General features: G+C 64.8%; 23 protein-coding genes, 1 other RNA gene and 1 pseudogene. 20 read left to right on the forward strand and 5 right to left on the reverse strand.

Annotated elements, in window-relative coordinates; translation table 11 throughout:
• The first annotated feature begins 2 nt into the window (after positions 1–2).
• From GDJ93_RS00550 to GDJ93_RS00630, 19 genes and pseudogenes are all read left to right on the forward strand, one after another.
• Positions 3–353, forward strand: coding sequence for a minor capsid protein (locus tag GDJ93_RS00550; protein WP_118349157.1), 351 nt, complete (start codon positions 3–5; stop codon positions 351–353).
• A gap of 1 nt (position 354) precedes the next feature.
• Positions 355–753, forward strand: coding sequence for a phage tail terminator protein (locus GDJ93_RS00555; RefSeq protein WP_152067364.1), 399 nt, complete (start codon positions 355–357; stop codon positions 751–753).
• A 2-nt stretch (positions 754–755) separates the two neighbouring features.
• Positions 756–1,472, forward strand: coding sequence for a phage tail tube protein (locus GDJ93_RS00560; protein ID WP_117637882.1), 717 nt, complete (start codon positions 756–758; stop codon positions 1,470–1,472).
• A 108-nt stretch (positions 1,473–1,580) separates the two neighbouring features.
• A complete protein-coding gene (locus GDJ93_RS09965; RefSeq protein ID WP_158573936.1) occupies positions 1,581–2,084 on the forward strand; it encodes a hypothetical protein in 504 nt (167 codons plus the stop codon).
• Complete coding sequence (locus GDJ93_RS09970; RefSeq protein WP_161160595.1) at positions 2,084–2,740, forward strand: Gp15 family bacteriophage protein; 657 nt, start codon at positions 2,084–2,086, stop codon at positions 2,738–2,740. The genes GDJ93_RS09965 and GDJ93_RS09970 overlap by 1 nt, the downstream gene beginning before the upstream one ends.
• 2 nt (positions 2,741–2,742) lie before the next feature.
• The gene (locus GDJ93_RS00570) at positions 2,743–5,433 is read left to right on the forward strand and encodes a phage tail tape measure protein (RefSeq protein ID WP_152067365.1); all 2,691 of its coding nucleotides are present in this window, start codon (positions 2,743–2,745) and stop codon (positions 5,431–5,433) included.
• Positions 5,430–6,143 (forward strand): distal tail protein Dit, encoded by a 714-nt coding sequence (locus GDJ93_RS00575; RefSeq protein ID WP_117637885.1) that lies wholly within the window; start codon positions 5,430–5,432, stop codon positions 6,141–6,143. Before GDJ93_RS00570 ends, GDJ93_RS00575 begins: the two co-directional genes overlap by 4 nt.
• Complete coding sequence (locus GDJ93_RS00580; RefSeq protein WP_152067366.1) at positions 6,143–8,695, forward strand: phage tail spike protein; 2,553 nt, start codon at positions 6,143–6,145, stop codon at positions 8,693–8,695. Before GDJ93_RS00575 ends, GDJ93_RS00580 begins: the two co-directional genes overlap by 1 nt.
• A gap of 22 nt (positions 8,696–8,717) precedes the next feature.
• Positions 8,718–9,038, forward strand: coding sequence for a hypothetical protein (locus tag GDJ93_RS00585; RefSeq protein ID WP_117637887.1), 321 nt, complete (start codon positions 8,718–8,720; stop codon positions 9,036–9,038).
• 3 nt (positions 9,039–9,041) lie between these two features.
• Positions 9,042–9,944 carry a BppU family phage baseplate upper protein gene (locus GDJ93_RS00590; protein ID WP_152067367.1) on the forward strand — a complete coding sequence of 301 codons (903 nt, stop codon included), beginning with the start codon at positions 9,042–9,044 and terminating at the stop codon, positions 9,942–9,944.
• Between the two features lie 12 nt (positions 9,945–9,956).
• Positions 9,957–10,865: a DUF6273 domain-containing protein gene (locus tag GDJ93_RS00595; RefSeq protein WP_152067368.1), complete on the forward strand. Its 909-nt coding sequence runs from the start codon at positions 9,957–9,959 to the stop codon at positions 10,863–10,865.
• Between the two features lie 104 nt (positions 10,866–10,969).
• Positions 10,970–11,440, forward strand: a complete 471-nt coding sequence (locus tag GDJ93_RS00600; RefSeq protein WP_226812390.1) for a hypothetical protein — start codon at positions 10,970–10,972, stop codon at positions 11,438–11,440.
• A 31-nt stretch (positions 11,441–11,471) separates the two neighbouring features.
• Positions 11,472–11,612, forward strand: a pseudogene (locus tag GDJ93_RS10050) (DUF6273 domain-containing protein); the annotation flags it as partial.
• Positions 11,613–11,804: 192 nt separating this feature from the next.
• Positions 11,805–13,007 carry an RNA-directed DNA polymerase gene (locus GDJ93_RS00605; protein WP_226812391.1) on the forward strand — a complete coding sequence of 401 codons (1,203 nt, stop codon included), beginning with the start codon at positions 11,805–11,807 and terminating at the stop codon, positions 13,005–13,007.
• The gene (locus tag GDJ93_RS00610; protein ID WP_117637890.1) at positions 13,004–13,249 is read left to right on the forward strand and encodes a hypothetical protein; all 246 of its coding nucleotides are present in this window, start codon (positions 13,004–13,006) and stop codon (positions 13,247–13,249) included. Before GDJ93_RS00605 ends, GDJ93_RS00610 begins: the two co-directional genes overlap by 4 nt.
• Positions 13,250–13,335: 86 nt before the next feature.
• Positions 13,336–13,749, forward strand: a complete 414-nt coding sequence (locus GDJ93_RS00615; RefSeq protein WP_117765361.1) for a hypothetical protein — start codon at positions 13,336–13,338, stop codon at positions 13,747–13,749.
• A gap of 13 nt (positions 13,750–13,762) precedes the next feature.
• Entirely contained in the window at positions 13,763–14,068 is a 306-nt protein-coding gene (locus GDJ93_RS00620) for a hypothetical protein (protein ID WP_117637892.1), read from the forward strand.
• 3 nt (positions 14,069–14,071) lie between these two features.
• Positions 14,072–14,884, forward strand: a complete 813-nt coding sequence (locus tag GDJ93_RS00625; RefSeq protein ID WP_117765363.1) for an N-acetylmuramoyl-L-alanine amidase — start codon at positions 14,072–14,074, stop codon at positions 14,882–14,884.
• 3 nt (positions 14,885–14,887) lie between these two features.
• The gene (locus tag GDJ93_RS00630) at positions 14,888–15,199 is read left to right on the forward strand and encodes a hypothetical protein (protein WP_117637894.1); all 312 of its coding nucleotides are present in this window, start codon (positions 14,888–14,890) and stop codon (positions 15,197–15,199) included.
• Between the two features lie 105 nt (positions 15,200–15,304).
• Here the strand turns inward: GDJ93_RS00630 and ssrA are convergent.
• Positions 15,305–15,668, reverse strand: a transfer-messenger RNA (tmRNA) gene (gene ssrA, locus GDJ93_RS00635).
• A gap of 239 nt (positions 15,669–15,907) precedes the next feature.
• On the opposite strand from ssrA, the gene GDJ93_RS00640 reads away from it, so the two are divergent.
• The gene (locus GDJ93_RS00640; protein WP_152067369.1) at positions 15,908–16,342 is read left to right on the forward strand and encodes a hypothetical protein; all 435 of its coding nucleotides are present in this window, start codon (positions 15,908–15,910) and stop codon (positions 16,340–16,342) included.
• A gap of 58 nt (positions 16,343–16,400) precedes the next feature.
• On the opposite strand, the gene GDJ93_RS00645 is transcribed toward GDJ93_RS00640, so the two are convergent.
• The 4 genes from GDJ93_RS00645 to GDJ93_RS00660 form a co-directional block, all read right to left on the reverse strand.
• A complete protein-coding gene (locus GDJ93_RS00645; protein WP_152067370.1) occupies positions 16,401–16,916 on the reverse strand; it encodes a type II toxin-antitoxin system VapC family toxin in 516 nt (171 codons plus the stop codon).
• Positions 16,913–17,266, reverse strand: coding sequence for a hypothetical protein (locus GDJ93_RS00650; protein ID WP_152067371.1), 354 nt, complete (start codon positions 17,264–17,266; stop codon positions 16,913–16,915). The genes GDJ93_RS00645 and GDJ93_RS00650 overlap by 4 nt, the downstream gene beginning before the upstream one ends.
• Before the next feature lie 138 nt (positions 17,267–17,404).
• Positions 17,405–19,420, reverse strand: a complete 2,016-nt coding sequence (locus GDJ93_RS00655) for a heavy metal translocating P-type ATPase (protein ID WP_226812392.1) — start codon at positions 19,418–19,420, stop codon at positions 17,405–17,407.
• A gap of 78 nt (positions 19,421–19,498) precedes the next feature.
• On the reverse strand, positions 19,499–19,744 hold the full coding sequence (locus GDJ93_RS00660; RefSeq protein WP_152067373.1) for a DUF6110 family protein: 246 nt from the start codon (positions 19,742–19,744) through the stop codon (positions 19,499–19,501).
• Between the last annotated feature and the right edge of the window lie 79 nt (positions 19,745–19,823).

Below are 19,823 nucleotides of genomic sequence, written 5' to 3' on the forward strand. Positions count from 1 at the left end.
CCATGCCCGCAGCAGTTACGGTCGACCTGACCAAGCTCATGAAGCGTTTCAGCGCGAAGGAGCTGGAGGCCAAGCAGGTGAAGTTCGCCATGAGCGTGGCCGAGGACATGAACGCGTTCACGCCAGAGGACACCAAGCGCATGCACAACTCCATGCAGGCCGCCTCCGACTTCAGGCAGGGCCTCGTCATATGGGACGCCGACTACGCCGCCTACGTGCGCGACCTGCCCGACAGCTCCATCAAGCACGGCAAGAACCCGAGGGCCAAGGCCGACTGGCCGAAGGCCGCGAAGGAAGCGCACGGCGAGGACTGGGAGCGCCTGGCCGTCGACCTCCTGACCGAGGGGGCGTGACATGGCCCCGGACGTGATGGAGGCGGCGAAGGCCGCCATAGAGGCCCTGGGCTACGGCCCGGTGCTCCTCACCCGCCTGGCAGCATCGCGCGGCCACGACGACGCGGTGGTGCTGAGGCCCATGCCCACGGCCGACGCGGTGCGCCACATGGACGGCACCCGCCGTGTCGGATACGTGCTGCAGGTCATCGTGAAGGACACCTCCGAGGCCAAGGCCATGGGCGACGCCTACGACCTGGCCGACGCGTTGGACGGGGCCGACCTGCCCTCGCCCACCGGCTCCTACGGCTTCACCAGCGCGGCGCTGTACACAGAGCCGCAGGAGATAACGCCGCCGGAGGGCGGGCCGTACCTGTGGGAGTTCCGAATCAAAGCGACCATAACCATAGAGAAGGGATAACGATGGCAAAGAACCAAGACCTGGGCTTCGCGCCCAACTACATGAGCGCGCTGGAGATCGACACCACGCCAGACGCGGCCAGCCCCACGTGGGCCATCTTCTCGCGCGGCATCACCGAGGTGAAGCCGACCACCAACGAGACCACCGAGACCAAGGACTACTACGACGGCTACGGCACTCCCACCGACAAGGTGAAGAGCGTGCAGCCGCAGTACGAGGTCACAGGCGACCGCTGCTACGGCGACCCCGCGCAGGACTTCGTTGCCAGCCTGGCGCTTGAGACCGGCGAGGGCCGCACGGGCCACTTCCGCCACACCGACCCCAACGGCGACGTGGTGGAGGGCGACTGCACCTACCTGGGCCTGACCGTCGGCTCGCAGCAGGGCGCGGCGTCCGACCCCGGCGCGTTCTCCTGCACAATCTCGGGCGCTGGCGCCATGCGCTACATCCCCGCCAACAAGCTCAAGCAGCCCACGGGCGTCACCTGCACCGCGCCGACCGGCCCGGCCGTGGGCAAGTCCATGAAGCTCGCGCCGACCGTCACGCCCGCCGAGGCGAACGCCAAGTGCTTCTTCGCATCGGGCAACACCGACGTGGCCACCGTCGACAGCGACGGCAACGTGACGGGCGTGGCCGCAGGCGAGGCGGTCATCACCGTGCGCTGCGCGTCCAAGCCGAGCATCTGCACGCAGGTGAAGGTCACCGTGGCGGCGAAGTAGCCGCAGGCGACACCAGACATAACCTCCTGGACATGGGGGCGCGGGCTAGTGAGCGGCCCGCGCCCCTTTTCTATGCCCGACGCTCACCGCTCACGAAAGGGGCAACAAATGGAACTTCTGAAAAACATCCGCGCGTACGAGGACGTGTTCTTCGAGGACCCCGAGGAGAACCCCGACACGCCGCGCTTCCGCGTGTGGTTCGACGACAAGCACATCGAGGAGTACCTGGCCAAGGTCGGCAACGCCATCGACCGCGCGCAGGCCAACGAGCAGATGGCCCGCGAGGCCGACACCCCCGAGAAGGCGGCCGAGGCCAACGCCGCGCAGGCCCGCCTCATGAAGCGCACCATCTCGGCGTTCATCGGCACCGAGGGCTGGGAGCAGCTGCTCGCGTGGATGGGCGGCGACGAGGGCCCCATCGCGCCCGAGGAGAACATCCGCATCCTGGGCGAGGTCTTCGCCACGTTCCTCAACATGTTGGCGCGCCACGCGACCAGCGAGCAGCTGATGGCGTGCGGCCTTGCATACAGCGAGCGCGCCGATCAGGTCCAGGCGCTCAACCGCGCCCAGCGCCGCGCCAAGGCCAAGCGCAAGAAGAAGGGCGGCAAGTAATGCTGCCAGCCGCGCTCACGGCCGAGCGGGTGCGGCTGCCCGACGGCACGAGCGCCACGCGCTACCCGTGGAACGGCGAGGAGGTGCTGGTGCGCGACGACGCGCTCACGATCATCCGCGTCATCGAGGTGCTGACCGACGAGGGCAAGTCCGACGACCAGCGCCGGGACGAGTTCCTGGCGCTGTTCTTCGTGGACTGGGCGGACGCGTGGTGCGCATGCGACTACGACGCCGCCGAGTTCGTGCGGATGCGCGACGCGGCGGTATGGGACATGTGCGGGCTCGACCTGACCGGCGACCGCCCGCACGAGACCCCGCTGTGGGACTTGGAGGAGGACGCGGCGCGCATACGCACCAGCTTCCGCCAGGCCTACGGCATCGAGTGGGACGAGGTGCGCGGTCGCATCAGCTTTGCCGAGTTCGTGGCACTCGTGGGCGGCTGCCCGCAGGACACGCCGCTCGGCGCGGCCATCCACTACCGCAACCCGGCGACCAAGCCGAAGCCAACCAAATACAACAGGCAGGAGGTCGAGGCCTGGAACGCCGCCCACAAGGCGTTCGAACTCGGCAAAGGCCGCAGCTCACACGGCTCTGAGGAAGGAAGCGACGCGGCGATGCGCGATGTGTTCGCCGCGCTCAAGAGAGCGACGAGGTGAGCATGGACGGCAACGTCATCATCAAAGCGGTGCTCGACACCGTTGACGTATCCAAGAACATCAAGGCCCTGGAGCGCGACCTCCAGGGCATCTCCTGGAAGAACATAGCCGAGGGCGACGAGAAGGCCGCGAAGCTGTCGTCCTCGTTCAAGAAGGCCGGCACGGCCGCCACGGTGACGCTGACCGCGCCCGTGGTGGCCGCCGGCAAGGCCGTGTTCGGCGTGGCCAGCGACTACGAGCAGGCCAACGCCCGCATAGCCGCCGCGTTCGGCGTGTCCGGCGAGGAGGCCGAGCGTTTCAGCGGCATAGGCAAGCGCATATACGAGGGTGGCTGGGGCCAGTCCCTGGACGAGGTCAACGATGCGCTGATCCAGTGCAAGTCCACCCTTCGCGACGTGTCCGACGAGGACCTGCAGACCGTCACCACCAACGCACTCATGCTGTCGGACACCTTCGGCGCAGACGTGAACGAGTCCATACGCGGCACCAACGCCCTCATGGAGGGCTTCGGGCTGTCCGCCACCGAGGCCAGCGACCTGCTGACGGCGGGCATGCAGCGCGGCCTGAACTACACCGACGAGCTGGGCGACAACCTGAGCGAATACTCCGTGCGATGGGGCGAGGCGGGAATGAGCGCCAGCGAGTACTTCTCGCTGCTCGAAGCGGGCACGTCCAACGGCGCGTACAACCTGGACAAGGTGGGCGACTACCTCAACGAGTTCCTGACGGCGCTGTCCGACGGCCGCATGGAGGAATCCATCGGCTCGTTCAGCGAGGGCACGCAGGAGGTCTTCGAGAACTTCAAGAACGGCAGCGCCACCGCCGAGGACATGCTGCAGGCGGTGCTGGGCGACCTCACGCAGATGCCAAACGAGTACGACAAGGCCGCGCTGGCCTCCACCCTGTGGTCCTCGCTGGGCGAGGACAATGCCATGGGCATGATCGAGTCCCTGGCGGGCGTGCAGGACAGCTTCGGCGACGTGGCGGGCGCTGCGCAGCAGGCCCAGGAGGCCGCCTCCGACAGCTTCGCCGTGAAATCGCAGGAGGCCATGCGCGAGCTGCAGGGCTCCATCGAGCCGCTTGGCGAGCCGCTGCTCAACATCGCCACCAACGTGGCGGGTGTCGTCAAGTCGTTCTCCGAGTGGTTCGCCGGCATCGGCGAGGGCGGCCAGACCGCCGTGCTGGCGATCGCCACGATAGCGGCCGCCATAGGCCCCGTGCTGTCGACGGTCGGCACCGTCGTGGACACCGTGCCGAAAATCGGAGCGGCCTTCCAGGTGGTCGGCAAGCTGGGCACCGGCGCGCTGGGGCTCATAGCCGCGCACCCCGTGGTAGCGGCCATAGCGGCCATCATTGCCGCCGTGGTGCTGCTGTGGAACAACTGCGAGGAGTTCCGCGACGCGGTGACCGCCGTGTGGGATGCCGTGTGCGCCGCGTTCGAGGTGGCCACCCAGGTGGCGGGCGACGTGGCCCAAAGCGTCGGCGAGTTCTTCTCGCAGCTCGGCGAGACGCTGGGCGGCGTGTGGGACGGCATCTGCTCCACGGTGCAGGGGGCCATCGACGCCATAGCCGGGTTCTTCCAAGGCCTGGCCGGCACCGCCTCGTCCATCTGGGACGGCATCTGCAACGTGGTGCAGGTCGCCGTGATGCTGCTGGGCGAGATTCTGAACCTGGCCATCGAGACGCTGCTCATACCCTGGAACTTCATCTGGGAGAACTTCGGCGAGCAGCTGACGGCGGCATGGGACGCAATCTGCGGCGCGGTGGGAGGCTACATCGACGCGGTGAGCCAGGTCATCACCGACGTGGTGACGGCGCTCTCCGAATGGTGGGGCGCGACGTGGGAAGGCATCAGCGGCACCGCCAGCGCCATATGGGAGGCCATCTACGGCGCGGTGAGCGCGTACATCCAGTACGTTAGCGACGTGATAGGCGCGGCCCTTTTGGTCATCCAGGGCGTGTGGGACACGGTGTGGGGCGCGGTGAGCTCCACCGCCTCCAGCATATGGGATGCCATCAGCTCGGCGATAGGCGCGGCCATCAATGCCATCAGCTCCACCATATCGGCGGTGCTGTCGGCAATTCAGGCGGTGTGGGACTCCATATGGGGTGCCGTGAGCAGCACGGCGTCGAGCGTGTGGGGCGGCATCAGCTCCACCATATCCAGCATCGTGAACGGCATCCGCGACACGATCTCCAGCGTGTTCAACGCCGCCAAGGACACCGTGAGCAGCGTGTGGAACTCCATCAAGAGCGCCATCGAGACGCCGATACAGAACGCCCGCGACACCGTGCGCAACGTCATCGACTCCATCAAGGGGTTCTTCAACTTCTCGTGGTCGCTGCCCCACCTGAAGCTGCCGCACCTGTCCATCTCCGGCAGCTTCAGCATCGCCCCGCCGAGCGTGCCGCACTTCGGCATCGACTGGTACGCCAAGGGCGGCGTGTTCAACGGCCCCAGCGTCATCGGCGTCGGCGAGGCGGGCCCCGAGGGCGTGGTGCCGTTCAACGAGCGCGGCGCGCGCCCGCTGGCCGAGGGCATCGCCAAGCTGCTCGACGGCAAGGGCGGCGCGGCCCATGGCGACACGAACGTGACAATCAACCTGTACGCGACCGTGCGGGAGGAGGCCGACATCGAGAAAATCTCCCGCCAGATAGCCAAGGAAATCAAACGGCAGGAGTGCTTCGCATGATATACAACGGCTTCGACTTCGCGCCGTGGTTCGACACCCGGCTCGTGACCCGCTCGCTGCTGCCCGAGTACGAAATCGCCACGCGCGACGTGCCCGGGCAGCCCGGCTCGCGCTTCATGCGCGCAGAGCTGAAACCCCTGACGATAGACGTGGCGGCGGCCTGGAGGGCGCGCCCCGCCGACGACATGGCGGCCCTTCGCCGCCTCATGGCCTCGCGCCTGCTGTGCCTCAAGGAGGCCGAGCTGTGGCTGGACGACGAGAGGCACCTGGGCCTGCGCTACATGGCCGTGCTGACCTCGCCGGGCGCGCTCGACACGTTGTGGCACACCGGCGAGGCCACGCTGACGTTCACGGCATACGACCCCGTGGCCTACGGGGCCGAGGGGCGCGCAACCGTGTCGGGCACCTCGGGCGTGCAGGTGGGCGGGACGTTCCGCACCTACCCCACCGTGACCGTCAGGCCCGGCGGCAGCACGTCGGCGCTGCGGCTGACGAACATGGGCACGGGCGAATTCGTGCAGATCGACAAGGCGGTGACGGCATCGAGCGCGGTGGTCATCGACATGGCCGCCCCGCAGGCCACGGTGGACGGCAGCCCAGCGCCCGTGACCTTCGAGAGTGACTTCTTCCCGCTGGAGCCGGGGGCCAACAGCCTCAAGCTGTCCAGCGGCACCGCGACGGTACAGTGGACGGAAAGGTACGTGGGCTGATGATTCTGTGGGCATGCGACCGCTGGGAGGCGTACAAGGGACCCATCAAGACGCTGTTCGAGTGCGAGGACACGCGCGAGGTCAACGGCGAGAACGCCCTGAGCATCACAACGCTGGCGCGCCTCGACAAGGGCGACCGCCTGGTGTGGCGCGACCTCAAGGGCCGCTGGCACGAGAACATCGTGGACGGCGTGGAGGAGGAGCGCGCAAGCGCTGGCATCCTCTACACGTACTACTGCCCGACCTCGGCGCAAATCGAGCTCCTGGGCGACTACCTGGAGGACAAGCGCCCCTACGACGTGAGCGCCTACGCCGCGCTGGCCTCGGCGCTGTCCTCCTCGCGCTGGCAGGTCGGAACCGTGGCCGACCTCGGGCAGGCCGGCACGAACTTCTACCACACCAACGCATGGGCGGCCATCCACGACGTGGCAGACACTTGGGGCGGCGAGCTGTCGTTCGAAATCCAGGTGAGCGGCACCAAGGTGACCGCACGCCGCGTGTGCATGGCCAAGCAGGTCGGCGAGGACAACGGCAAGCGTTTCACCTACGCCAAGGACCTCGTGAGCGTCAAGCGCAGCGTGGACGAGGGCAACGTGTGTACCGCCCTGTACGGCTACGGCAAGTCCCTGCAGACCGCCGACGAGGACGGCAACCTGACGGGCGGCTACGATCGCAAGCTGACCTTCGGCGACGTGAACGGCGGGCAGAACTGGGTGGGGTCGGCCGACGCGCTGGCGCGCTGGGGACGGCCCGACGGCAAGGGCGGCAAGGCGCACGTGTTCGGCGACGTGGAGTTCTCCGATTGCGAGGACGCCGCCGAGCTGAAGAAGCTCACCGAGGCGCAGCTGGCGCAGTCGTGCGTGCCCACCGTGTCCTACACCGTGGACGCCACGGCGCTTGCGCGCGCCGGCGAGGGCTTCGAGGGCGCGGACGAGGGCGACCTGGTGACCGTGGTGGACAAGGTGTACGACCCGCCGCTGCGCGTGCGCACCCGCATCACCAAGGTGGTGGAGGATCAGCTGCGCCCCGGCGAGGTCACCTACACGTTCGGCAACTACCAGACCGTGGCCGAGCTGATGGCCGCCCAGAAGTCCAGCGCAAAGAGAACGGCTTCGAGCATCCGCGCCACCGTGGCCGACGCGGTAAACGCGTCCAACAAGGCATCGACCGGCAAATGGGGCGAGAGCCTGGCGGCCTCCGAGAAGCGCCAGGAGGCGTTCGCCAGGGAGCAGGGCGGCGCGGCCAAGGACTACACCGACGAGGTGAAGGACGCGCTTGACAAGGCCCTCAAGGAGTATGCCGACAAGGGCGACACCACGCTGGAAGAGGCGCTGAAGAAGTACTCCGACGACGGCAACCTGTCCCTTGAGGAAGTGCTCAAGCTCTACACCGACACCACGGTGGAGCAGAGCGAGAGCGTGCTCAAGCAGATAGACGAGGCCAACAAGGAGTACCTGGAAGGCGTCACCGGCTCGCTGGACGAGCGCCTGACGAGCGCCGAGAACGAGGTTGATGGGCTGCAGAACCAGCTCGATCAGCTGCCGACGGATATCCGCAAGAAGATCGTGGAAATGCTCAACAGCGAGATAAACACCACGGGCGGCTGGGTGTACGAGGAGCCCGGCCAAGGCATCCTTGTGTACGACAAAAAGCCCGAGAGCGCCACCAAGTGCGTCAAGATAGGCGGCGGAATCATCGGCGTGGCCAACTCCAAGTACTCCAGCGGCGCGTGGAAGTGGCGCACGGCCATAACCGGCGACGGCGTGACCGCCGACGAGCTGACCACGGGCCGCATCAAAGGCGGGAACTCGTACTGGGACCTCGACAGCGGGGCCTTCTACCTGCGCGACGGCTCCATCTTCATGACCGACAGCAACGGCAACAGGGTCTATATCAACGCCACCAACGGCTTCCAGATATACGACAAGAACGGCTCCATCATCGCGGGCACCGTGCTGGTGGGCAGCACCTCCATGTTCCGCTGCAACATGGTCGGCACGTCGTCAACCAACTACATCACCACCGGCACGACGACGAACGACCACCCGGGAGCGTCGTTCGTGAACGGCTCGACCGAGTACTGCACCATCGAGGCCATCCACGCGAAGGACAGCCCCACGGCGAGCTCGACCGACGGCGTGGGCATATCCGCCTGCGGCTACGGCTTCCTGGCAGCCAACCGCTACTACCGCCAGACGTGGCTGACGACCCCCTACTACGCGGGCTACATGAGCCATCCCGACGAGCAGCTGTACATGAGGAGCGGCAACAGCAACGCGGGCGGCTCGGCGTACGTGAAGCTGCAGGAGAACTCCAACAACTACGTGTACCTGGATAGCAGCCGCGCAGACATTGGGTCGTCGGGCACCGCCAGGATACTCGCCCCGAAGTTCGCCATAGGAACCAGTCCGAGCAGCGGCGGCACCTACGGGTACACGGGCTCCACGCAGTTCATCGGGTGCATCACCAACAACGGCAACAACTGGACGTGGGGCACCATCAACGTGGTGAACGGAATCATCACCGGCATGAGCAGCATCACGGGAAACTAGACCAAGCAAGAGAGGAAACGGAATGTTCTACCACCTTGTGCAGCAACCCGAAGCGCCGCAGGCGCTCGACGGCGCGCCGAAGCCGCCCGAGGCGCTTCCGGTGTTCGAGTGCATCAGCGACCCGGCCACGGCGCGGGCCATCGTGGAATCGGAAGACGTGTTCGAGTTCGACGGCAAGGGCGGCTTCACGCTCGTGTCCAGCCCCGTGGCCGTCATGGACGCGGAAGGCGGCGAGGCCAACGCCGTTGACTTCTCGGCGCTCACTGACGAGGAGATATGCGGGGTCCACAGAGCGCAACCCGGCGACATATCGCGGACACTTGCGGCCGAAGGAAAGGAGTGAGGCATGGCAACGCACGAGCTTACGCTCAACCTCAAGAAGACCAACATAGCGCCGCCCGTCATCACCGTGCACCAGGGCGACAGCGCCGAGGTCCTGAAGGCCGCCATCTACGACGGCGACAAGAAGGCGGCCCTGACGGGCTGCAAGGTGCACCTCATGGCTGCGAAGCCCGACCACACCTACGTGGAGCAGCAGTTCACTGGCATCAGCGACAACGTGTCCACCGTGACGGTCGACCCCGCCGTCTTCGGCGTGGCCGGGCTGCTCAAGGTGTGCTACGTGCGCGTGCGGAACGCGGCAGGGCTGGACGCCACCACCGAGAACGTCCTGGTGAACGTGCTGCCCTCGGCGAGCGCGTCGGGCGAGATATCCGGCCCGTACGTCGATGCGGTGGAGGCGATCATCGCGAACCTCGAAGGGCAGCTAGCCGACGTGAGCGCGCTGAACGCGCAGATGCAGAAGGCCGAGGCCTCCCGCGCGAGCGCGGAAAACCAGCGCGCCACGAACGAGAAGGCACGCCAGACCGCCGAAACCAAGCGCGCAGAGGCCGAGAAGAAGCGAGCCGCGGCGGAAAGCGACCGCGTGACCGAGGCGTCGCAGCTGAAGATGGCCTCGCAAGCCGCCACGGCTGCGGCAAACGGTGCGGCCTCGAACGCCGACGCGGCGGCAAACGTCGCCCTGCAGATAGCCAACAGCGTGGCGCAGGGCAGCGCGGGCAGCTCGGACATGGCCAAGCAGAAGCAGCAGATAGCCGACCTGTACGGCAAGCTGGCCGACGCCACTGACGCGTTCATCTACGACGACGGCACCGTGTACTGCCCCGACTCCAAGGCCAGTGCATCTGGCAGCACCATCACGTTCGGGAGCACCTGCACGGCGTCCGGCACAACCCTCAACCTCAAGTAGAAAGGCAACGAAATGGCACAAGCGAAAACCCTGTCGGTGGGCGGCACCGGCTACGAGGTCATCGACGATACCGCGCGCAGCAACGCGCAGACGGCGCTCAACAACGCCGAGTACAACCGCCAGGGCCAAATCGGCAAGTACGGCGGGCAGAACATCGCCACCATCCTGGCGGGAGAGATCGGCAGCGGCAGCGTGTACGACGCGCTGCACAAGCGAGCCGCCAACGGCAACTTCGCGGGCCTGCGCGTGGGAGACTACATCGACGTGCCGCTGGTAAGCGCGTCGGGCGTGGCGGCCCAGCAGTCCGTGCGCTTCCTCCTGGCGCACTTCGACCCGTACTACTGCTGCGGCGACAGCTCCAAAGGCCACCACATCGCCTTCGTGGCCTCCGCGCCCATCGCCGTGGCCAAGACCGTGACCGGCGTTGCCAACGACAGCTTCCTGATGTGGAACACGACCAACACGAACCAGGGCACCGCCGACCAGAAATGCCCCTACCCCAACAGCAACCTCAAGGCGTGGGAGACGGCCTTCGAGGCGTGCCTGCCCGAGAGCCTGACCAAGTACCTGCTGACCCAGCGCGTCCTGCTTGAGGAGCGTTACAGCGCCAGCGGCGCGCTCAACGACTCCAACTCGTGGAGCTGGCAGGATATCGGCAAGGTGTTCTCGCTGTCCGAGATGGAGGTGTACGGCTGCCCGGTGTGGGGCACCAAGGGCTACAGCGTCGGCTTCGACTGCCAGTGGGACCTGTTCAGGGACACCGCGCATCGCATCAATGGAAATCGGTGCTATTGGTGGCTGCGTTCCGTCATGGGTGGCTCCTCGTCCAACGTGTGCTACGTCACCAACCACGGCGACGCCAACTGCCGCGATGCCACGAACGGCTGGATTCGCCCCCGCCCCGGCTTCCTCGTCGGCTAACCAGCCGAGTGCTCTATACTCTGCTTTTAGGCGACCGCCTTGCGCGGTCGCCTCTCGCCCGCGAAGCGGGCCGTTTTTTTCGCCAGTTTCCACAGGAGGTGCACGTGAGCGGCGTCTACCAGCGCAACCGCGAGGTGTCCGAGTATAAGTTCTTCACGCAGGCCATCGCCATCCGCGTGGAGGTCAACAAGCTGATGGCGTCCTCCTCGGTAGTGCCCAAGGCCTACAGGCTGCTGAACGCGGTGCCCACGGTGGAGACGGCGCGCAGCATCGTGTACAACGTCAACCGCGCCGACTGCTTCTACCCCAACACCTCGTTCAACGCGCTGGAGAGGAAACGCTACCTTACGCTGGCCATAGCGGACTGCGAGCAGCTGATGCTCGACATGCAGTGCCTCATGGATATTGGCCTGCCCGTGAACGCCAACCGCTTCGATGAGCTGGCGGCCATGGTCGAGGAGGAGATCAAGCTGCTGAAGGGCGCGCGCAAGAACGTGCGCGTCACCGGCAAGAAGTCCACCGAGGAGCGCATAGCCGAGGCCGAGGCCGAGCTAGAGCGCCTGCGTTCGCTATAATGGGCGGCGGTCCCGTCTTGTATATCGGTACAATTGGTGGCTGCGTTCCGTCATGGGTAGCTCCTCGTCCAACGTGTGCTACGTCAACAACAACGGCAACGCCAACTACAACGATGCCACGAACGACTGGATTCGCCCCCGCCCCGGATTCCCTTATTGCCAGACCGAGTAGGCCCCAGGGCCGAAAGCAGAGCGCAGAGAGGAAGGAAGGCGCGACCGTCGGGCTCACGCCCGTAAATACGCACCCCGCGAGGGTGGCCGGACGCTGCTTGCATGGCGCGGCGCTCCGTGGCTTCGCCGCGTTTCATGGCCATACCTCAAGCGGCTGTCAGAGCCACATTGAAAGCCGTGCGGGGTGCCTTCTGTGAACTCCGAGCAAAGGCGGGCGGCGCGCCGGAAGCGCCGCGAGGAGAAGCGGGCCAAGGCCAAGGCCGAGCGCGTCAAGACGTGCACGCTTGAGACCGTGGCCGACCTCAACAGCCTGTGCAAGGCTTCCAAGCAGGCCGCGCGCGGCGTGATGTGGAAGGCGTCCACGCAGCGGTACATGAAGGACTACCTGCGCAACGCCGTCCTGTCCCGCCGCGACCTTTTGGAGGGCCGCGACATATGCCGGGGCTTCATCCGCTTCGACCTATGGGAGCGCGGCAAGCTGCGCCACATCAGCGCCGTGCACTTTCCCGAGCGCGTGGTGCAGAAGTCGCTGTCGCAGAACGCGCTCGTGCCCGCGATCGTGCCCACCCTCATAGCCGCGAACTCCGCGAACATAAAGGGGCGCGGCACCGACTACGCCCTGAAGCTGCTCAAGCGCCACCTGGCCGACAACTGGAGGAGGCACGGCGGCGATGGCTACATACTTCTCGGCGACTTTTCCGACTACTTCGCCCGCATAGCGCACGGCCCCGTCAAGGAGCAGGTGGCTGCCGCGCTGCTCGATCCGCGAGTAATCGACCTTGAGCACCGCCTGATAGACGCGCAGGGCGATGTGGGCCTGGGGCTGGGCAGCGAGCCGAACCAGATATGCGCCGTCGCGCACCCCAACCGCATTGACCACTACGTAATCGAGATGCTGCGCCCCGAGGCCTACGGTCGATATATGGACGACTTCTACCTGATACACGAGTCCAAGGACTACCTGCAGGTGTGCCTGCTGCTCATAGAGCGCAAATGCGCCGAGCTGGGCATCGAACTGAACCCGCGCAAGACCCGCGTGGTGAAGCTCACGCGCGGGTTCACGTGGCTGAAGAAGCGCATCTTCTACACGGACACGGGCCGCATAGTCGTGAAGCCGTGCCGAGACTCCATAACGCGGGAGCGCCGCAAGCTCAAGAAGATGGCCCGCATGGTCGCCGATGGCATCATGACCCCTGAGCAGGTGGAGCAGAGCTACCAGAGCTGGCGCGGAGGCATGAAGCGGCTGGACGCGCACCGCAGCGTGCGGGCCATGGACGCGCTGTACCGCAGCCTGTTCGGAAATCCCGCGGGGGGGGTTGCTCAATGCAATCCAAACCTGGAGGCGACACGGATGGGAACATGCCCCTACCCTAGCAACGGAAGGAGCGACCCATGACGGAACAGGAAATCGCCGGGGAGATCAACGGCTACAAACAGCAGCTTGAGCAGAGCGACTACAAGGTCATGAAGGCGGTGGAGCGCATCTTCTCCGCATCGTCCATCACCGACCTGCTCTCGGCCATCGCCGCAGCTGCCAAGGAGGTGGCCGAGATCATCTCGCAGCGCCAGACGTGGCGCGACCGCATCAACGAGCTGGAAGCCATGGAGCCCGACCAGCCGGAAGCGCCGCAGGAGTAGCGAGCGCCCCTTCGGGGGCGCTTTTCTTTTGCCCGGCGACACCTCGCGGACAATCGCGGCAGCGATTCGAGGAGGTGAGAAAACGAATGACCGACGTGCTGGAAATCTTCGCGCCGTACGGCCCCGGGTCGCTTTTCGGCGCGCTGCTCGTCCTAGTGGTCCTGTACTTCGGCAAGCAGTTCCTCGAAGAGTTCAAGGCCCAGAACGAGCGCAAGGCGAACATCGACCTCAAGCGCGAGGAGCGAAAGCAGGACGAGGTGAACGAGCGGGCGCAGCGCGACCGCGAGCGCAGCCAGATGGAGGGCCGCATCGCCGCGCAGATGGAGCGCAGCAACGCGCTGATGGAGGCTATGAAGGCGCTCATGGAGTCCGTCGTGACCTCCAACGAGGTGCTGCACGCCGACCTGGCAAACAGCCAGGCGCGCAGCCAGGGCATGGCGGCGAAGGTCGACCACATCGCCGACCGCGTTGACCTGCTCTACAAGGAATCGGCTCGATAAAAAGGAATCCGAAATGACAGAAATGCAAGCAATCGCAGCCATCGTGCTGTCTTTCGCCGTGCCGTTCGCGGTGCAGCTGATCAAGACCGAGGCCATGACCGGCAAGGCCGCGCGCATCCTGGCGCTGGGCTGCTCGCTCCTGGCGGGCGTCGTGACCGGCTTCGTGGGCGGCGTGCCCGCAGACCCGGGCGCATGGGTCACGTGCGCCTTCGCCGTGGTAGGCGGCGTGCAGGCGGCCTACACGCTGTTCAAGTCGGTAGGCATCACATCCAAGTGGCTCGACGCCCTGTTGGGCGTGACCGTAGGCGGGAAGGAGTAGGCAATGGCTAAACTGTTCATCATCTGCGGCCACGGCGCTGGCGACCCCGGCTGCTGCGCAGGCGGCTGCACCGAGGCCGAGCGCGTTCGCGCCCTGGGCCAGCGAATCAAGGAACTGGGCGGTTCCGAGGTCGAGCTGGGCGATACGTCCCGCAACTGGTACGCCGACGGCGGGCTTAACCGCCTGAGCACCGACGCGCCAGTGGTGGAGCTGCACATGGACGCCAGCGGCATCGCCACGGCCCACGGCGCGCACGTCATCATCAAGGAGGGCTTTGAGCCTGACGAGTACGACAATGCGCTGGCCGACAAGCTGGCGGCGTTCATGCCCGGGCGCTCCGAGAAGCTGGTGCGCCGTTCCGACCTCGCGAACCCGAACCGAGCCGCCGCGCGCGGCATCAACTACCGCCTGTGCGAGAACGGCTTCATCGACAACGACGGCGACCGCGAGAAGTTCAACGGCAACCTGGACGAGCTGGCGCGCATCTACCTGGAATGCTTCGGCATCACTGCTGGAAGCGCCCCCGCAGCCGTCCCGCAGCCGCAGCCTGCGCAGCAGGAAACGACCGAGAACTTCGGCGGCACCTACCGCTGCACTGTGGACTACCTGCGCGTGCGCGACGCCCCCGGCCTGGGCGGCACCGAGGTGGCGCACTATTCCAGCGGCGAGACCGTGACGCTGGATAACTGGTACAAGATCGCCGACGGCTACGTGTGGGGCCGATACACGGGCTACAGCGGCGCAACGCGCTACATCGCCGTGGGCAAGGCCACGGGCAAGCCAGAGGCCGACGACTATCTGGTGAAGGTGGGATAGGCCATGCCGTACCCGAGCCCCGCAGACGAGGAGCGCAACGGCGGGTGCGGCCCCATCCTCGCGGCGGTCGTCCTGCTGTTCATCGTCCTGGCCGCCGCCAGCTGCGCGTCGCAGGCCATGGGAGCGCAAGACGTGACCGTGAGGCAAGCCCGCACGGACGGCCCCATATACGACCTGCCCGAGGGCATCGGCCAGGAAATCGTGTGCGACGAGCACAACCGCGAGTACCTGCTGCTTACCACCGAGCAGGGCGGCGTGTTCCTCATGCCGTACATGGACGAGGACGGCGAGCAGGAGATCATGCCGCAGGCCTAGAACGCAAAGAAGCCGCCCCGTATGGAGCGGCTTCTTTCTATCTGACGAGCAATATGAACGCCCGCCTAACGACGAACACGCGTATGTGTTCGCCTACTGAACAGTTGGTGGAGGCGCGGAGAATCGAACTCCGGTCCACGAAAGCCCCCTGATTGGCATCTCCAAGCTCAGTCGCTGGTTTAGTCTCGGACGCCTTGCGCGCAGCGACACGCTCGCGGCGTCCTAACCGGTTCAGTCTTAGCCCGCGCCATACCGATTACGTGCGCAGGAGCATTCCCCTAACATGACGTCGCGCCGGTGTCGGGGAAATCACCGGGTTGACGCGCCGCTATAAACTAAGCAGCGAGAGCCATAGGCTCAAAAGAAGAGTTGTTGTCAATTCAATTTGACGGTACCCCTGTTTAACGAGGCGAGGAGACCTCGGCTTGCTTCCTCTCTCAGAGCTATCGTGTCGAAACCAGTCGCCCCCGAATGTCGGGAAAGTCTGGATGGTATCGGGCCTGCAAGCACCCGATAACCGTCGACTTTTCAAGGAACATGCGGGGCGAGCCCCGCTTGTGAAGTGTTATCTTACCACGTTCTGAAAGCGGACAGCTGTTCTATGCACGAGCTGTGAAGACCCCAATGTGTGCCACACTTCGCACTTTTGCTACCGAACACGTCACGTATATTTTCGCCAAGCAAAATTGACCCGTCGAAAGGACCGTTATGGATACCAAGCAGCAGCTCGTCAATGCCCTCGCAGGCCTGGGCTCAACCATTACCGAAGCTATGGATGTCATCGAAGGCTTTGTCCCCTGCGGACATCCCGCCCTCACGGTATCGAACGCACTCGTCGCGCTGGACGCTGACGATGATGCAGCTCTCGCCCAGCAGCTTGAGACCGTCAAGGGCTTTATCGACCACGTGAGTGAGAACCGCGGCGTGACCGCCTACCACGGCATCGAGGTCGAGCTCGCGGGTCCCAAAGCCGATCTGTTCGCAGCAATCCGCGAGGTAGGCGCCCTTATGCAAACCGCAGGCGTCAAGAACACCCAGGTCAACGAGTGGGTCTACCGCAGCCTGGCAGCGCTAAACGATTCCGACGAAAAGGCAGCCGAGCAGCTCGCAGAAAGTCCCACCATTAAGGCCGAGCTTTTGTAAATAGCAGACACGGGCCCCTTGGCGCATCGTCGTCCAAGAGGCCCGCAAACAGTTCGCGTCAACCGATGGCCGCGCCGCCGCGTTCGGCCAAGGCCAGAATCGGCATCATTTGACGAGGTGTCTTTGCTGCAAGATCGGCATGTTCGAGCAGCTTGCGATCGTTAGTTACCAAATAATCGACCTGTACGCGCTTGCATGCGGCGAGCACCAAGTTGTCCTCGTAATCGCGATGGAGCGTCAGATATTTGTCGGCTAGCCACAGATCGGATGCATCAGCGCCCACGGCCATAGCGTTTTCGGTCATATTCCGAACGAACGCCAGCGCCGCATCGCCAATCGCGCGGGCAGATGCCTCGTCGAGTGCTCCCCCGCTGGCAAGAACGCTTCGCTTCAGCTCGTGTTGGACAACGTACAGTACGTCCTTAGCGATATGCACCGGGAAGAACAGCAACGCCCCCGTCTCCGTCGTCTGCCCAATAAACGCACGCGCGGCAAGCGACTCGGCATGGTCGACGCAAAACGAATCAACCCATACGTTGGCGTCCACCATGATCTTGAGAGGCGCCCCACTCACTGGATCATCCCCTTTTGGCGATAGCGCTCGTCCATGGCTTCGGAATAGATTGTGTCCCAATCGCGATCGTCGGATACAGGCGACGCAGCGATGCCCATATCTGCATAAAGCCGGTCTGCCGCTGCCCACGACGCGGCGAACGGAGTATCGGGCGCGACGGCCTGCTGCCGGTCATCGACGGCCGCAAGCACTTCCTCGCACTGCCCGCCACCCTGCGCGACCTTGGCCACCACCTTTTTGATGAGCTCGGGCAGCGACCCGCCCGAAAGCCGCAGCGCCTCCTCGGCACGGTTCTTGACCTGGCGATCCACGCGAACGTTCACCTGCGCCATGCCGCTAACAGCACCCATCTCAACCTCACCTTCGACTTTTGCTATCTATGCTAGCACAACTATATATTTCTGCTAGCACATGGTCAAACGCAAAAGGCCTGCATTCTGGCGGCTGCAACACCGCCCAAATGCAGGCCAAAAACTTAAGTAAAAGCGCTAGCGCAGATATGCCTTTGCGTTGCTCAGGCTGTAGGCGATCGTTGAGCCGTTGTGCAGCAGTGACGACGTCTGTGGAGTGATCATGCCGGTAATACCCAATGCCAACAGCGCCGAGTTGGTGAGCATCACCTTGGAATACGAACTCGTTAGACGGTCGATAAGCCCCTGACTCATGCGGCGCAGGCGCACGATCGCGGCCAGATCCGTGTCGGTCAGGATGATATCGGCGACCTCCTTGGCGATGTCGCTTCCGCCACCCATTGCCAGCCCCACGTCGGCCAAACCGAGCGCCGGCGAATCGTTGACGCCGTCGCCCACCATGGCAACGTGGCGCCCCTCGCTCTTAATGCGCTCAACATACGCGTACTTGTCCTCGGGCAACAGCTCGGCCTTAAACTCGTCGACGCCTGCCTCGCGAGCAATGCGCTCGGCCGTGCGCTCCGAGTCGCCCGTGAGCATGACCACGTGCTTAACGCCCAACGCGTGCAAGTCGGCGATGGCCTCGCGGACCCCGGGCTTAAGCGGGTCCTCGATACCGAGCACGCCCACAACGGTGCCGTCGACCGCCAGATACAGCGGCGACAGACCCTGCATCTGGGACTCGATGCGCTCCTTGATGTCGGATTCGAGCTGTGCGCCCTCGTCCTCAAACACAAAATGTGCCGAACCGATGATGGCACGACGTCCTTCGATGGACGAAGCGATGCCATGCGCCACGATGTACTCGACCGCAGCGTGACGCTCGCGGTGCTCAAGTCCACGCTCGCGAGCAGCGTTGACGACGGCGCGCGCTACCGGGTGGGGGAAATGCTCCTCCAAGCAAGCGGAAAGGCGCAGGACCTCGTCCTCGCTCCAGCCATCGGTCGTCAGTACGCAAGCCAGGCGCGGCTGCGCCTCGGTCAGCGTGCCGGTCTTATCAAACACAATGGTATCGGCCTTGGCAAACGACTCAAAGTACTTCGCACCCTTGACCATGACGCCCATCTTGGCGGCATCGCTCATAGCGGTCATGACGGCAACGGAACCCGTGAGCTGGAGCGCGCACGAGTAGTCGACCATCAGTGCCGCTGAGGTCTTGATGAGGCTACGCGTGGTGAGAGCGACAAGGCCCGCGAGCAGGAAGTTCCACGGGACGATCTTGTTGGCAAGGTCCTCCATATGCGACTGGCCCTCGGACTTGAGCGAATCGGCCGTTTGTACGAGCGAGACGATCGAGCGGAGCTTGGTCTGAGCCGTGTTGGCGCGCACGCGCACCAAGATGCTGCCGTCTTCCACGACGGTACCGGCGAACACGTCGTCGCCTGCGCTGCGCTCAACGGCAAGCGGCTCGCCGGTCAGGGTCGCCTGGTTGACCATGGCGCTCCCCTGCTCGACCACGCCGTCAATGCAGATGGACATGCCGGTGCGCACGGCTACCAAGTCGCCGGGCTCAAGCTCGGTGGCGGCAACGCTCACCTCAGTGTCGCCGACCACCTTTTGTGCCTTGTCGGGCACGTCGAGCAGCGAGTTGATGAGCTCGTTTTCGCTCATGGCGCGGGTGTAGTCCTCGAGCAGCTCGCCCACGTTGAGCAGGAACATCGTCTGGCCCGCGGTGTCGACATCACGTTTGACGAACGAAATGCCGATGGCCGAAGCGTCAAGCACAGGAACGGTCAGACGCGGCTGCGCCAGCTCATGAAGGGCAGCGCGCAAAAATGCTATGTAACCGGCCACGACAAACACCGCACGCAGAGGCGTCGGCAAGAACCAACGACGTGCGTAATGGACACCGACGAGTGTCGCCAGGTCCATAACGAGTTTGTGCTTGCGCGGCTCGAGTTGCATCACGTAGCCCGACTTGGCATCGGCGATAGCTTGAGCATCGAGTGCGCCCAAGGCGTCGAGCACGCTCGCGCGGCGCGGCTCGTCGTACTCCAGCGCCATCTGGCCAATGCGGCCATACACGCGCACCTTGTGCACGCCATCGATGTCGCCGCCAAGCTTAAGAAGTGCATCGAGATCGCTCTCTGGCACAGGACCCGCCAATTGAAGACGGGTCCTGCCGGGGATCTCGCTAATAATCGAGAATCTCATAGTTTGTGCCTGGGAGCGTTACTCGGCTGCCTCGTCAGCAGCGGCCTCGCTCTGGGTGATGTAGGCCGCCTCGGCAACCATGTCGTCGACATTAGCCTTGGCCTGCTCGACCATGTCCTGGTAGCAGTTCTTGATGCGCATGCCACACGCGATGCCCTGCACGCAGGCATTCTTGACCGGAGCGCTGGTAAGCAGCTTGATGCCGGCCGTGCCAAGCAGAAAACCGCCACCGACAAGCAGGGTATTGAACGTCGACTTCTTCATGTTGCTTCTCCCTTTTGCCGCATTGGACGCGGCACGGTGCCTCAGCACCCGAGTAAATAAGTTTGCTCGAGCACACTTT

It is taken from the genome of Collinsella aerofaciens, assembly GCF_902501475.1.
Lineage (GTDB): Bacteria > Actinomycetota > Coriobacteriia > Coriobacteriales > Coriobacteriaceae > Collinsella > Collinsella aerofaciens_AL.